This window comes from Imperialibacter sp., assembly GCF_040222385.1.
In the GTDB taxonomy this organism is placed as follows: domain Bacteria; phylum Bacteroidota; class Bacteroidia; order Cytophagales; family Cyclobacteriaceae; genus Imperialibacter.
In genome coordinates this window covers 208,639-223,059 of sequence record NZ_JAVKDF010000017.1, presented here as the reverse complement: position 1 = coordinate 223,059, position 14,421 = coordinate 208,639, and the positions used below count along the sequence as shown (strand labels likewise).

Here is a 14,421-nt window from a genome sequence, read left to right as displayed (position 1 = left end):
AACGAATAATGTTTTCGTATTTTTCTAAAAATAACGAATAATACCCATTTAGGAAAAGGTAGTATTACGAGAAAACGGTAACGGTTACTAAACTATGGATTTAGATTTAAAGGGAAGGAAAGCGTTGGTTTGTGGCAGCACCCAGGGAATTGGCCTCGCCAGCGCCATTGAGCTGGCCAGGCTCGGCGCTGAAGTTACGCTCCTGGCCCGAAATGAGGCAGCTATGAAAAAAATTGTCGCTGGTCTGGCTGCTGAAAACGGGCAGTCGCACAATTACCTCTCGGCAGATTTCAGTAGCCCCTCTAGTGTTGAGGTGGCCGTCACAGCTGCTATCAACCGGGGAGCTCGCTATGACATACTGATCAATAACACCGGAGGGCCTCCGGGCGGGCCATTGCTCGATGCAAATTATTCGCAGGTGTTTGATGCCATGGAGGCGCACCTACATTGTAACCATATACTTGTGCAGAAGCTGTCACCGGGGATGAAGGAAAAGAAGTTTGGAAGAATCGTTAACGTAATAAGCACCTCAGTCAAAATACCTATCAACGGTTTGGGCGTTTCCAATACCGTGAGAGGGGCAGTAGCAAGCTGGGCAAAAACGCTCTCACTTGAGTTGGCACCTTTTGGAATAACGGTAAACAATGTGTTGCCCGGCTTCACTGAAACTGAGAGACTCTTTTCCCTCATCAGATCGAAGGCTGAAAAAGAAGGCAAATCGGAAGAGGAAGTGGGCAGGTCGATGAAGATGGAAGCGCCTGCGGGGCGTTTTGGTACCTCAGAGGAAATTGCATCACTTGTCGCTTTTTTGGCGACGCCTGCAGCGGCTTATATTAACGGTACAAGCATCCCGGTGGATGGCGGAAGAACTGGCTCTATTTAACATGAAGCAGCCTATTGTTGACCTTCATTGCGATTTGCTATCCTATCTGTCGTCAGTACCAGGTGCCCGGGTAGATAAGGCTATGGAATTTGGCGCCGCTGTACCGCATTTAAAGGCTGGCAATGTTAAACTTCAGGTAATGGCCATCTACACCGATACCAAAGCAGGAAGTAGTGCGGCTGGTGAGAAACAGCGAAAGCTTTTTGACGAGCTCCCTATTCTCTCCAACGGTTTTTTTAGCCGTTTTACAAGCAGTGCACTTTCTCCGGAGACACTGGAGAACCACTCAGGCTGCTACGCCTGGTTGGCAATAGAAAATGGATCAGCCTTTTGTGAAGAGGACGAGAGCCTCAGCGCAGGCTTAATCCGGCTGGAGCAAATGGTCGCATCATCCGGCCCGCTGGCCTACATTATCATGACGCATCACTATGAAAATCGTTTTGGCGGCGGAAACTATTCGGATGTGGGGCTGAAGGCCGATGGTGAAGTGCTGCTTGACTTTCTGGACGGAAAAAGGATTCCAATTGATTTGGCACATACGAGTGACAAGCTGGCTTACGGCATTCTAAATTATATAGACAAAAGGAGCCTTAATGTCCCGGTGTTGGCTAGCCACTCCAACTTTCGAAAGATTCACAACCATGTCAGAAACCTTCCGGATGAGCTGGCGATGGAGCTGATAAGACGAAATGGACTGATCGGCATTAATTTTCTGCGTAACTATATCAACGACACCGATCCTGGAGTGTTGTATGATCACATTGACCATGGCACAAAGCTTGGGGCGCATCACCTTCTGGCATTTGGTGCCGACTTCTTTTATGCATTGAATCACCCTGACCCGTCTCGCTACCCAATCTATTTTCAAGGACAGGACAACGCCTCCTGGTATCAGAAAATTCTCGCCGAAATGAGGGAGAGGGGTGGGGAGCATTTTGAAGATGGAATTGCCTATAAGAATGCTATTGGTTATTACTCGTCATTGAAGTGAAGAAGTTTGCCAACTATATCGACGGAAAGCTGGTGACCCCAAAGTCAAAAGACTATCTGGATAACTATAATCCGGCGACGGGCGAAGTCTACAGTTTGTTGCCTGATAGTAGCCATGAAGACGTTGAGGAGGCAGTAGCCGCAGCAAAAAGAGCATTTCCGGGGTGGTCTGCCCTCACTCCCGGGGAGCGGTCACAGTACCTTATTAAAATTGCAGACGCTGTGGAACTGTGCCAGGCAGAGCTTGCTCTTGCTGAAACAACCGATACAGGAAAGCCCCTGTGGCTTTCAAATGCCATGGATATTCCCAGGGCAGCGGCTAATTTCCGTTTCTTTGGGCACGCTATAACCCAATTTGCCTCCGAATCGCATTTGGAGGACGGTGTTGCACTGAATTATACCCGACGTGGCCCTCTTGGCGTGATTGGGTGCATTTCTCCCTGGAATCTGCCCTTGTACCTCTTCACCTGGAAGGTAGCACCGGCATTAGCCGCCGGGAACACCGTAGTTGCCAAACCGTCAGAGCTCACTCCCCACACGGCCTTCCTGTTGTCAGAAATTTGTATAAAGGCCGGGCTGCCTCCTGGCGTCCTAAATATAGTACACGGAACCGGCGGCAAGGTTGGTCAGTCCATCGTCCAACACGGCGAGGTCAAAGCCGTGTCGTTTACCGGAGGGACTGCCACAGGAAGAAAGGTTGCTCTTACAGCTGCCGACACATTTAAAAGGACATCCCTTGAGCTTGGTGGTAAGAACCCAACCATCATTTTTGAAGATTGTGAATTTGATTTGGCTGTTGAAAGTGCTGTTCGATCTTCCTTCACCAATCAGGGTGAAATATGCCTCTGTGGTTCGAGAATTTATGTTGAGGAGGGTATTTATGAGAAGTTTTTGAGTGAATTTGTAAAACAGGTTGGCGGTTTGAAGGTGGGCGATCCATTGGACGTCAACGTAAAGATAGGGGCACTTATTTCTCAACAACATCAACAGAAGGTGCTACAGTATCTGGAGGTAGCGAAACAGGAAGGTGGGCATGTTTTGTGTGGCGGCGGCAGGGCAATGGTTGCTGGCAGATGTGAAGGGGGCTATTTTGTGCAGCCGACTGTGATTGTTGGGTTGCCAAACTCATGCCGGACAAATCAGGAGGAGATATTTGGGCCAATAGTAACCGTTCAACCTTTTAAAGGGGCCGATCAGGCCATTAGCCTGGGCAACGAGTCATCATATGGTCTGGCGGCAAATATTTGGACGTCTGACCTGAAGAAAGCGCACAATGTTTCTCACAAGCTGAATTTTGGTATTGTATGGGTCAATACCTGGCTTTTGCGAGACCTTCGCACTCCTTTTGGCGGAATGAAAAATTCTGGTTTGGGTAGAGAGGGTGGCTTCGAGTCGTTGCGGTTTTTCACCGAAGCCCAAAACATTTGCATCAAACTATAAAAAGAAAGGCCTCAAGTGAGGCCTTTCTTTTTTTATGATGGGTGTCATCCATTAAACAGCTTCGCCTTCTGGCTTAAGTCTGTTGATTTTGAATGGCTTACGCTCCTTATGGCCGCAGTAAGAGCACTCGTAGTATTTCATCATTTCGCCGTCTTCATCATTAGTGGCTGTTCTGGTAACTTCCTCTTTCATCACTCTGAGGGTTTGATAGTTACACTCGCTGCACTGTAGTGCATGAAGTCGACCATTGTATTTTTCAATCTTCACGTAACCTGACACTTCATCAATCCAAACGTCATAGTCTACGGAGAAGGCAAGTTCTTCAGCCTGCATACCTTCGTCAAGGTATTCATCTTCCTCTTCTTCACTCAGAAGCTTCATCTTACGGCCATCGGGAGAGAGCCTTGGAGAGTATCTCAATTTCTTCAAACGCTTCTCAATATAGAAGGGGTAGTAAAACTTGAGTACATTTTGAACAACCACACCTGCAATGATACCAAGCATGGAACTAACGAATATCCTTACGAAGAACCAAAGAACACCTGTTTGTTCTACAAGCGTATTTGAATATAAAGCAGCACCAATGATTATAAGAAGAAAGGCATACCACAAAAAGTTGATCTCGTTTTTGTTGATATAGTCATATTTAGTTTTCTTATCACCGATAGAAGCTAATCTGAGGAAATGATAAATAAGGACAACTAAACCGATAGCAACTAAAGCATAAGCCCCATATTTCCCATAGGTGTTCCAAGCTTCAAGCAGACTAGGTGAAATTTCTTGCATAGCGATTCGACGTTAATAGGTTCAAAAGTAAGTTTTGTTCGATGTAAGGTTTATGTGGCAATTAAATAGCTCTTTCGTTGTGAGAATTGCACATTTACAGTATTGCAATGTACAAATATATTTAATTCAGCATTTATTCAATCTTATAAACAGCTAAAATTAAAAAAAAAATGGCGGCAACCAAAAGTATCAGAATGCAGGGCCGGGCCGTTTTGTGCTGCTACTCAATGTAATATGCTAAACAAAAAGGCAGGCATAGCTGTTTAGTTTTCTTCCGGAAAGCGGAAATGGCACTCTCTTTCGCAACTTTTTGATGAAAATCTGGTTCAATAGTAGAAATACCTATTATTAGGTATGGAATTTGCACGTGGTTATTGGTACCTTTGGGTAGTTTATTGACTCTTCAATTTCATTACCCCAAAGCCAACCATAATTGTTTAGAATGCCTCAATATAAATTGGGAGCATAGATGTTGTTAGCAACCCAAATTTTTAACCCTAAGGGCAATTAGGCCTCTGTTTGTTATCAAAGTGTAATTTTTTTGTAAAATCTCATTTGACCTGACAAAAACGTTGGTAAAATTTAAAAATAGCATTAACTGGGTATAAACTTTAATTTTTACGATATAATTCATAATCTTGCAAACCAATTCAAATTATTTAACCATGAAAAAACTATTTAGAAATTTATTGTTCTTTAGTGCAATCGGATCTGTAGCCATTTTGGCAAGTTGCGGTGGTGACGAAGAAGAGCCGCTACCGGACGGACCTTCGATCACAGTTGCTGTTTCGGGTGATGTAGAAGGCTCTGGAGAAGAGTTTACTGCAATTACAGGCGATGAGGTAACTTTTGCTGTTTCCATCACAGCTCCTGGAGTATTTAACACACTCAACATCACTCCTTCAATTGATGGTGTTGCTGGAACATTAGTACCCTATACCAGAGATGACACTGAAGTGACTACTAATGCCGACAATACCACGGCGTCAATTAATTTGTCATACGAATTTGATGAAGAAGATGAAGGCAAAGAGATCAGTTGGACTTTTGAAGCTGTTGATGACAGCGATCAAAAAGCAACAAAAACTATCACTGTAACAGCTTCTGCTCCTCCGTCTCCTGAAGCAAGAGCATACTCAACTGTTCTTTTGTCTGCTCCAATTGGAGCGACTACTGCCGAAAAAAGTTCTGAAACTTTCTTCAGCACAAGCACTGGCTTGACCTACTCTATGAAAGCTGTATTGGAGTCTTCTGATCCAATTTCGGCTAACATCGACTTTGGTTATTTCTATGGAGCTAGTACTTTCGCTACTCTTGCGTCTCCAGCGGCATATCCTTTTGCTTATGGTCAGGCTGCTTGGGGAACAAAGAATGCTACTACTTTCAGAAGAACTACTCTTGATGACACAGCTTTTGGAGCAGAGGGAAGTGTAAAAACTTGGGCGGATATTGACGCTGCGGTTGAAGCAGCTACTGCTGCTGATGCAGATCCAGGTATTGAAAGTGGTCTAGAAGAAGGTGAAGTTCTTGCCTTTGTCACCGCTTCAACTAAAACTGGTGGTAGCAAAAAAGGTTTGATTTTGGTGAAGTCGATTACAGGCGCTGCTGGATCAGATGGTAAAATCGAACTGGAAATCCTCGTTCAGGAAGACGCTGAGTAATTCACTCAATTTGAAAATACTTTAGTGAAGGCCACTCCATCGGGGTGGCCTTTCTTTTTTTACACCAACGAGCTAAGCGCCTTTTTACAGGCTTCAGGTTTCTCATACATGCCCATGTGGGCTGTCTCCTCCAAAAGGACAAATTGATCAGACCCAACCATTTCTTTCATTAGCAGGCTTTGTTCTAATGGTACAGCACCATCTTTTTCACCGGCTATGATCAGCTTTGGCTTATTGAATACTTTCAGCACGGTGCTTCTTTCAGGCCTGTCCCGCATGGCAGCAGTGTAGGCGGTCAGGGTATCAAGCCTGGTTCTTCCCGCCAGGTCAACCACTTGCTGCAAAATGTCCGGATTCTTCCTTCTAAAGAGGCTGTGGAAAAGACCGGGAACAAACTCAGTGGTAAAGCTTTCTACTCCGCTTTTGGTGACGTAATCAATCACTTTGTTTCTTGTTGCTTTCTTTTCCCCTGAATCAGCAAAGACAGTGGAGTGAAACAGACACAGGCCTTTCAGGCTATTCCCATATTTTTCTGCCATGGCCAGCGCCACATAGCCTCCCAGTGAATGCCCGACAACAATCGGTTCAATCTTTTCAGGGTCAATCACCTGATCGTAAATAACCTCAGCCACCCAATCGATGGAAAGTGGGTTGGGTAGCTCTACATTGCTCTTCCCAAAGCCGGGAAGGTCGACAAGATAGATTGTTCTGCCAGGAAAAGCCGACAGCATATTTTCCCAAATGGTGTGATCCTCACAAAAACCGTGAAGCAAAAGTACAGGAGGGTGGATAGAAGACGGTAGTTCCTCTTCTGGTGACAGTTTCTTTACAAATAGGCCCATAGAGCCAATATAGTAAGATTATTTTAGTACGCCGGACGGCTCAAGTAGTTTGACAGCTGCGTCGTAAATCCCTTGCGCATCGAAGCCACACTCGTGGTGCAGTTCATGCTGTTCTCCGTGCTCAATCACGTCGTCAGGGATTCCCAGCCGCACAATTTTGGCGGTATAGCCGTTGTCGGCCATAAACTCAATGATGGCACTGCCGAAACCGCCCTGCAGGCAGCCATCTTCGACTGTGATTACATATTTGTGAGTTTTGAAGACCTCGTGCAGCATCGCCTCATCCAATGGCTTCACGAACCGCATATCGTAATGGGCTGCATCCACATGATCCTCTTCTAACATATGGCATGCTTCGGTGGCATAGTTCCCAATGTGCCCTAGGGTTAGGATAGCCAGGTCATCGCCTTCTCTAAGCTTTCTGCCTTGGCCAATTGGTATTTCTTTGAAAGGGGTCTTCCAATTGGGCATTACCCCGTTGCCTCTTGGATACCTGATAGTGAATGCACCTTCTTGCTGCAGCTGGGCGGTATACATCAGGTTTCGAAGCTCCTCCTCATTCATTGGTGAGGAAACGACCATATTAGGGATGCAGCGCATGAACGCAATATCGTAAGCCCCATGGTGGGTGGGCCCGTCAGCTCCTGAAAAGCCGGCCCTGTCGAGGCAAAACACCACCGGCAGATTTTGAAGGCATACATCGTGGATCACCTGATCGTATGCACGTTGCATAAATGTGCTGTAAATATTGCAAAAGGGAGTTAATCCCTGCGTAGCCAGGCCGGCGGAGAAAGTTACCGCATGCTGCTCGGCAATGCCTACATCAAAAGCCCTGTCCGGCATGGCTTTCATCATGATGTTCATGGAGGAGCCAGAGGGCATCGCTGGGGTGATCCCCATTATCTTTTCGTTCTTTTCGGCCAGCTCAACAAGAGTGTGTCCAAACACATCCTGATACTTGGGCGGTTGTGGCGCATCATAAACTTTCTTGTGAATCTCTCCTGTTAGCTTGTCGAACTTACCCGGCGCATGCCATTTTGTTTGGTCTTTTTCCGCTAAAGCGAAGCCCTTGCCTTTCACTGTTACACAATGTAGAATTTTAGGGCCGGGAATGTCTTTCAGGTCATTGAAAATCTGAGCTAGATGGGTGACGTCGTGGCCGTCTACCGGCCCAAAATATCTTAAGTTGAGGGATTCAAAGAGGTTGCTGCTCTTTATCAAAAAGCCCTTTACACTGTTTTCAACCTTGGAAGCTATTTCCTGGGCATTTGGCCCAAACTTGCTGATTTTCCCAAGGATGTTCCACACTTCATCCTTCACCTTGTTGTAGGTGTGGGAGGTGGTGATGTCAGTAAGGTAATCCTTTAGTGCGCCCACATTGGGGTCTATCGACATGCAATTGTCGTTCAACACTATCAGCAGGTTGCTGTTCGCTACGCCGGCGTGGTTCATGGCTTCGAAGGCCATTCCACCCGTAAGGGCACCGTCGCCTATTACAGCTACATGTTGCTTCTGCTTTTCTTTTTTGTAGTGGGAAGCCACTGCCATCCCAAGCGCCGCAGAAATAGATGTTGAAGAGTGACCTACCCCAAAGGCGTCATATTCACTTTCCTTTCTTTTGGGGAAGCCGGATATCCCACCATAAAAACGGTTGGTGTGGAATACCTCCTTTCTTCCTGTGAGGATTTTATGCCCGTATGCCTGATGCCCCACGTCCCAAACCAGCTGATCATTTGGCGTATTAAATGCGTAGTGAAGGGCGACGGTAAGCTCCACAACGCCAAGGCTGGCTCCAAAATGCCCACCATATACTGACACATTGTCGACAATGAATTGACGTAATTCATCCGCCAGCTGCACTAGCTGTGATGGATCAAGTTTTCTGACGTCAGAAGGGTAATTGATAGTGGAAAGAAGCTCGCCGGGCTGTATCAGCATACTATTCGCAGGTTGTGATATAAGGTAATCAACTAACCAGTTCCTTAAATGTTTATTGTAACTTTTTTCTCTTTATGAGTCAATCAAGGTGGCAAAGGTACATTTTTTTGGCTAAAGGCTTACTATTATTTACTGAGTTGGTAAATTTGATGCTACCTTACAGAAAATGGATATCTCACAAACCGATTCTTCAAAGTTTGAAATCAAATTGGCATTGTTCGAAGGGCCGTTTGACCTGCTCTTGTTCTTCATTGAAAGAGACGAGCTGGATATTCATGATATTCCGATCTCTAAAATTACGGCCGACTTTCTTGACTACCTACAGCACCTCGAGTCAATGAATATTGAGGTGGCCAGCGAATTTATATTAGTAGCAGCTACGTTGATGCGCATAAAGGCAAAGATGCTGCTACCCAGGCCAGTGCTGGACGAGCTAGGCAATGAAATTGACCCAAGAGAGGAGCTTGTTAAACACCTGCTGGAGTACAAGAAGTACAAGTCGGTGGTGGAGGAGCTCTCGAAAATGGAGGCATACAGATTGGACAGAGAAATGAGGGGGAATCTTGAAAAAGAGCTCAGGTCGCTGTCAGAAATAAACAACGTGGAAACTGAGTTGCAGGATATTGACCTTTATAAGCTGCTGAAAGTGTACATGCGGGTGTTGGAGAGGTTTGAGTACGAGCAGAAAAAACCGATACACAATGTGGTGCAATACCCATTCACCATTTCCAGTCAAAGGGACTTCATCATGAATAAACTGGGTGATGTTGGCCGGGTGTCGTTTGCTAATGTAATGGAAGATATGCCAACGAAAATTGCAGTGATATTTAACTTTCTTGCCATTCTGGAGCTGCTGCAAATGAGAATGATCACCATTTTCATAGGAGAGGGGTTTAACAACTTTTGGATTGAAAAACTTGAAGGCGAAGAAGTGGTGGTGCTGCCTGAAGAATAAAAAAAGCCATGAAATGCTTCATGGCTCCGTGGCTCGCTTTGGCTAATCTTTCTTAAACCCTCTCGAACTGAGAGAAAAAGAAGCCAGCTTCAATGGCAGCATTCTCGTCTGAGTCAGACCCATGCACAGCATTTGCCTCAATTGACTTAGCAAAAATCTTGCGGATGGTTCCATCGGCAGCCTTGGTAGGGTCGGTGGCACCAATAAGTTTGCGAAACTCTTCTACTGCATTGGCTTTTTGAAGCACTAGGGCAATTATTGGTGCTGAAGACATGTAGGCACAAAGTTCACCATAAAAAGGACGTTCCTTATGCACTTCGTAGAACTTACCAGCCACCTCGGGAGTCAGCTTAGTTAGCTTCATTGCTTTAATAGTAAACCCAGCTTCCTCAATCATTTTTAGGATTGCGCCGGAGTTTCCTGCGCCGTAAGCGTCAGGCTTAATCATTGAAAAGGTAATTGATCCTGCCATTTTTGATTATATATTAGAAAGGGTTTTCAAAACGCCCGCAAAGTTAGCAGATTAATTTGTTTTGAACGAACACTGGCGCTAAATAGGCACTCCTTTAATCATTTACGTTCGGGAATGCGTTTTTCTAATTAAAATATTCTTCTCACTTTTGCACTTCACATTTTACCTGTTCTCCTCGGAAGGTATTATTTTACATGCAGCAAATTGACCAGTTTAGGGATTTACTCCTTCAACCCAAGCGAATAATCATCACTACCCATATAAAGCCAGATGCCGATGCATTGGGCTCTTCGTTGGGTTTGGCGAATTATCTTTTGGCAAAAGGGCATCATGTGGATGTGATTACCCCCACCGATTACCCGGAGTTTTTGGCCTGGATGAAGGGAAATGACGCTGTAATCAACTTCGAAGATGGAAATGAGACGCTCTCGGCGAAGTTAATCGATGCGGCTGACATTATTTTCTGCCTCGATTTTTCCACGCTGTCCCGGATTGAAAAAGTAGGAGAGCTGGTGGCTGCTTCTAAGGCAGTGAAGGTACTCATCGATCATCACCTCAACCCAGGTGACTTCGCCGATTATAGCCTTTGGACGATAGAAGCTGCGGCAACCGCTGAGCTCGTTTTTCAGCTTATCGAGCAACTTGGAGACAAATCCCTTATTGACAAAGATATTGCAGAATGCCTGTACGCCGGCATTATGACCGACACAGGCTCATTTCGGCATCCTTCAACTTCATCCAGAGTTCACCGAATAGTGGCGGACCTGATAGATAGCGGTGCGGATGTCACCAAAGTGAGCAAACTGATCTACGATAATAACTCCATTGATAGACTGAAGTTTTTAGGGTTCGCTTTCAGTCAAAGGTTGCAGGTGCTGCCCGAGTTTGGTGTTGCCTATTTTGTGATCAGCAAGGAAGACCTGAAGAAGTTCAACTCAAAGAATGGTGATACTGAGGGGCTTGTGAACTATGCCTTGTCAATAAAGGGTGTGGTGATGGCCGCCACAATCATAGAAAGGGACGGGAAAGTAAAAATGTCGTTCCGGTCGGTAGGAGATTTTTCCGTCAACCAGTTTGCGAGAGACAACTTTAGTGGGGGAGGCCACAAAAATGCTGCAGGAGGGGCGTCAAATGAAAGCCTGGAAGCAACGGTTGAAAAATTCAAGAATTTATTGCCTTTATATAAAGAAGATCTAAACAAAAACATTTCATTCTTACATGTTTAATAAAATTAAAAATCTATCAGGGTTGCTGGGACTGGCTGCACTGGTAATTGCCTGTGGTGGTTCTGACAAATTTACAACGAAATCCGGGGCAGAGGTGTCTTACATCCGCAGTGGCGAAGGGGAGAAGCCTAAGGATGGCCAGATTCTTACTATGCATATTTCTTACCTCAACGAGAATGGCAATGCACTATTCAATAGCGTAGAAGCCGGAGGAGGAAGACCATTGCCTATGCTTTACAATGATTCTGCCTGGCAAACTCAGGGAGTACTTTACGAAGTGTTCCGTGAACTAAAAAAGGGAGACAGTGTGCAATTTAAAATGACCGCTGAAGCACTATTTGAGGATACATTCGGAACTCAGTTGCCGGACTCTATCAAGAGAGGCAGCCAGATCACCTTCAATTGCAGCCTGGTGGATATGATGAGCGAAGAACAATATCAGGAGGAGCAGATGGCGTTACAGCAAGCTGAAATGGAAAAAATGCAGATGGAGGCCGAAGGTCAAATTATAGTTGACGGTGAAATCATCGACAAATATTTGGCTGACAATAATATTGCCGCTCAAACCACTGAGTCCGGCCTTCGCTACGTTATCACAAAGCAGGGCACCGGCGAAACTCCGACTCCCGGAAGCATGGTTAACGTACACTATATTGGCACCACCCTTGGCGGAGAGAAATTTGATGCATCTTATGACCATGACGGGGGTGAGCCACTACAGTTTGTGATAGGCCGGGGCCAAGTAATTCCGGGCTGGGACGAAGGCATTGCCCTGCTTAACACAGGTGCAGAAGCCACATTGTACGTGCCATCTTCTCTGGCATACGGCGCAAGAGGTGCGGGCGGAGCAATTAAGCCAAACGAGATTTTAAAATTTGAAGTAGTGTTGGTTGGGATCGAACAAATGTAGACTATGATAAAGCGAATTTCTCTTCTTTTACTTGTGGTGATTGGATTGGTGACGTTGGGATGTAATAAAGATGATGATCCGCTTACGCTACAGGAGCAGTACGATGCTATCGATAAGTACATTAAGAAGAACGACCTGAAAAATGTTCAAACGACAACAAGTGGGCTCAGGTACACAATCACCAGGGAAGGCACCGGTGCCTTCCCCAGAGTGAACGAAGTAGTCACTGTAAACTACGAAGGTAAACTGCTAAGTGGCAAAAAATTTGATTCTTCTTATGATACCGGCGAGGCATATAAGTTTACGCTTGGTGTTGGTAAAGTAATTAAAGGATGGGATGAGGGAGTGGCGCTGTTGCCTGTAGGCAGCGAAGCCATATTGCTCATACCTTCAAATCTTGGCTATGGCACGAGAGGCTTTGGGGACGATATAGGGGCCAATCAGGTTTTGATTTTTAAGATTGAGGTTTTAGACAGCAAAAGATAAATAAAGTCTAGTGATGGTATTTAGAGTTAGAACAGCTGCGGTTATTTTGTTTGTTGGAACGCTGGCAGCGTCACTTGCAAGCTGCGATCTTAGCGTGGACGAGCCTGACCCTGTATTTGATGTGGAGGCGCAATACAAAAAGGACAGCATAGCCATTGATGAATATTTGGCTAAGTACGGCATTGAGGGCGTGCAGACTACGGAGAGCGGACTTAGGTACAAGATTCTTGAAGAGGGCAGCGGGCCTGCACCCAATAAGAATGACATCGTTTCGGTGCACTTTACCATCAGCAGAATGGATAGCGCCGTAATAGAGACTACGTTCACTGACGTGGCTTTGAAGTACAATATCTATGACTCAGCCATTGCCTACGTACCCTACAAATTCAATTTTGGTGCAGGATTTGTTTTCTCAGGTTTTCAGGTAGCAGGGCTTAAAGAAGGCAGTCAGCTAATGAAATTGAACGATAGATACGTATTTTACCTGCCTTCAAAGCTGGCCTTTGGGACGGTTGCCTACGGACAAATACCGGCCAACTCACCATCCGTGTGGGAGTTGAAAATGGTTCAAATTCGTTAGCGTCAGAAATGATCGAGATTTGTATTGCATCTAATAATGCACACAAGCTAAAGGAGATAAAAGAGATACTGGGGGAGAGCTATCAATTGCTCTCCCTTTCTGATATTGGCTGCACCGACGATATCCCTGAAACTCAGCCAACTATTGAAGGGAATTCTCTGCAGAAGGCCCAATACATTTGGGATCATTACCAAATCAATTGCCTGGCAGATGATACGGGCCTGCTGGTTGATTCTCTCAACGGCGAGCCGGGCGTTATTTCTGCAAGGTATGCCGGTGACCACCGAAGTGGAGAAGACAATATTGCGCTGCTGCTGAAAAAACTCGACGGAAGCCGGCAAAGAAAGGCGCACTTCAAAACAGTAATGACCTTTATTGATGCGGGTAGCATTTATCAGTTCGAAGGAAAGGTATTTGGAGAAATAACTGCACAGGTAACAGGTGCCGGAGGCTTTGGCTATGATCCGGTTTTTTTACCTGAGGGTAAAACACTTACTTTTGCTGAAATGGGGAGCAAGGAAAAAAATGCAATAAGTCACCGGGGCAGAGCCCTCGCAAAGTTTGCTGCCTTTTTGAAGTTTCAGCAAATGTCCGCTAGCCTAAAATGAAAGAACCGCTTGTTGTAGGAATGACTGGAGGCAGTGCCTCTGGAAAGACGTTGTTTCTCAGCAGCCTGATGGAGGTTTTTCAGGAAGGCGAAATCTGTCTTGTCTCTCAGGACAATTACTATAAATCAAGAGACACGCAGCCAGTTGATGAAAACGGTGTCAAAAATTTCGACACCCCTCTTTCTATAGATTTCGACGAATTTCGGCATGACCTGGAGGAGCTCAAAAGAGGCAAGACCGTGCACAGGCAAGAGTATACCTTCAACAACCCCAACGTCACACCAAAGGAACTTGTCTTTAATCCGTCGCCTATAATTATTGCCGAAGGCATTTTTGTATTTTATGACAAAGAGCTCTCCAGCCTTTTCGACCTCAAGCTTTTTATTGAGGCCAAGAACTACCTCATGCTCAAGCGTCGGATAACCAGAGATGCCCTGGAAAGGGGATATGATTTGGATGATGTACTCTACCGCTATGAAAAACATGTGGCTCCGACGTTCGAAAAGTACATTGAGCCCCTTAAACATGAGGCTGATATCATAATTCCCAACAACCATCATTTTAAGAAGGCACTACAGGTGGTGGTTGCTTATCTGAAAATGGAACTGGCCGACAGAAAGGCATAAATCGACAACTTTACTGGG

At 45.5% G+C, this 14,421-nt stretch carries 15 protein-coding genes; 11 read left to right on the top strand and 4 right to left on the bottom strand.

The window, feature by feature from the left end:
• Positions 1–94: 94 nt before the first annotated feature.
• From RIG68_RS04650 to RIG68_RS04640, 3 genes are read left to right on the top strand one after another with little or no spacing between them, the layout of a single operon-like run.
• Positions 95–883, top strand: a complete 789-nt coding sequence (locus RIG68_RS04650; protein ID WP_350119199.1) for an SDR family oxidoreductase — start codon at positions 95–97, stop codon at positions 881–883.
• Positions 858–1,874: a dipeptidase gene (locus RIG68_RS04645; protein WP_350119196.1), complete on the top strand. Its 1,017-nt coding sequence runs from the start codon at positions 858–860 to the stop codon at positions 1,872–1,874. The genes RIG68_RS04650 and RIG68_RS04645 overlap by 26 nt, the downstream gene beginning before the upstream one ends.
• Positions 1,871–3,313: an aldehyde dehydrogenase gene (locus tag RIG68_RS04640; RefSeq protein WP_350119193.1), complete on the top strand. Its 1,443-nt coding sequence runs from the start codon at positions 1,871–1,873 to the stop codon at positions 3,311–3,313. The genes RIG68_RS04645 and RIG68_RS04640 overlap by 4 nt, the downstream gene beginning before the upstream one ends.
• Positions 3,314–3,364: 51 nt before the next feature.
• Here RIG68_RS04640 and RIG68_RS04635 read toward each other — a convergent pair whose 3' ends face one another.
• The gene (locus tag RIG68_RS04635; RefSeq protein WP_151998066.1) at positions 3,365–4,099 is read right to left on the bottom strand and encodes a hypothetical protein; all 735 of its coding nucleotides are present in this window, start codon (positions 4,097–4,099) and stop codon (positions 3,365–3,367) included.
• Between the two features lie 665 nt (positions 4,100–4,764).
• Between RIG68_RS04635 and RIG68_RS04630 the strand changes: the two genes are divergently transcribed.
• Positions 4,765–5,760, top strand: coding sequence for a hypothetical protein (locus tag RIG68_RS04630; protein WP_350119190.1), 996 nt, complete (start codon positions 4,765–4,767; stop codon positions 5,758–5,760).
• Positions 5,761–5,819: 59 nt separating this feature from the next.
• On the opposite strand, the gene RIG68_RS04625 is transcribed toward RIG68_RS04630, so the two are convergent.
• Together RIG68_RS04625 and dxs are read right to left on the bottom strand one after the other, a co-directional pair.
• Positions 5,820–6,602 (bottom strand): alpha/beta fold hydrolase, encoded by a 783-nt coding sequence (locus RIG68_RS04625; protein ID WP_350119187.1) that lies wholly within the window; start codon positions 6,600–6,602, stop codon positions 5,820–5,822.
• Between the two features lie 18 nt (positions 6,603–6,620).
• On the bottom strand, positions 6,621–8,540 hold the full coding sequence (gene dxs / locus RIG68_RS04620) for a 1-deoxy-D-xylulose-5-phosphate synthase (protein ID WP_350119184.1): 1,920 nt from the start codon (positions 8,538–8,540) through the stop codon (positions 6,621–6,623).
• Between the two features lie 166 nt (positions 8,541–8,706).
• On the opposite strand from dxs, the gene RIG68_RS04615 reads away from it, so the two are divergent.
• Complete coding sequence (locus RIG68_RS04615; RefSeq protein WP_350119180.1) at positions 8,707–9,495, top strand: segregation and condensation protein A; 789 nt, start codon at positions 8,707–8,709, stop codon at positions 9,493–9,495.
• Between the two features lie 52 nt (positions 9,496–9,547).
• Here the strand turns inward: RIG68_RS04615 and ndk are convergent, their stop codons facing one another.
• Complete coding sequence (gene ndk / locus RIG68_RS04610) at positions 9,548–9,967, bottom strand: nucleoside-diphosphate kinase (protein ID WP_151998071.1); 420 nt, start codon at positions 9,965–9,967, stop codon at positions 9,548–9,550.
• A 194-nt stretch (positions 9,968–10,161) separates the two neighbouring features.
• On the opposite strand from ndk, the gene RIG68_RS04605 reads away from it, so the two are divergent.
• The 6 genes from RIG68_RS04605 to udk are packed head-to-tail and all read left to right on the top strand — an operon-like array spanning position 10,162 to position 14,403.
• The gene (locus RIG68_RS04605; protein WP_350119177.1) at positions 10,162–11,193 is read left to right on the top strand and encodes a DHH family phosphoesterase; all 1,032 of its coding nucleotides are present in this window, start codon (positions 10,162–10,164) and stop codon (positions 11,191–11,193) included.
• On the top strand, positions 11,186–12,103 hold the full coding sequence (locus RIG68_RS04600) for an FKBP-type peptidyl-prolyl cis-trans isomerase (protein WP_350119174.1): 918 nt from the start codon (positions 11,186–11,188) through the stop codon (positions 12,101–12,103). Before RIG68_RS04605 ends, RIG68_RS04600 begins: the two co-directional genes overlap by 8 nt.
• A gap of 3 nt (positions 12,104–12,106) precedes the next feature.
• Positions 12,107–12,589, top strand: coding sequence for an FKBP-type peptidyl-prolyl cis-trans isomerase (locus RIG68_RS04595; RefSeq protein WP_350119171.1), 483 nt, complete (start codon positions 12,107–12,109; stop codon positions 12,587–12,589).
• 13 nt (positions 12,590–12,602) lie between these two features.
• Positions 12,603–13,169, top strand: a complete 567-nt coding sequence (locus RIG68_RS04590) for an FKBP-type peptidyl-prolyl cis-trans isomerase (protein ID WP_350119168.1) — start codon at positions 12,603–12,605, stop codon at positions 13,167–13,169.
• Positions 13,170–13,177: 8 nt separating this feature from the next.
• Entirely contained in the window at positions 13,178–13,777 is a 600-nt protein-coding gene (rdgB, locus tag RIG68_RS04585) for an RdgB/HAM1 family non-canonical purine NTP pyrophosphatase (RefSeq protein WP_350119165.1), read from the top strand.
• Positions 13,774–14,403 carry a uridine kinase gene (udk, locus tag RIG68_RS04580; protein ID WP_350119162.1) on the top strand — a complete coding sequence of 210 codons (630 nt, stop codon included), beginning with the start codon at positions 13,774–13,776 and terminating at the stop codon, positions 14,401–14,403. The genes rdgB and udk overlap by 4 nt, the downstream gene beginning before the upstream one ends.
• Positions 14,404–14,421: the final 18 nt, after the last annotated feature.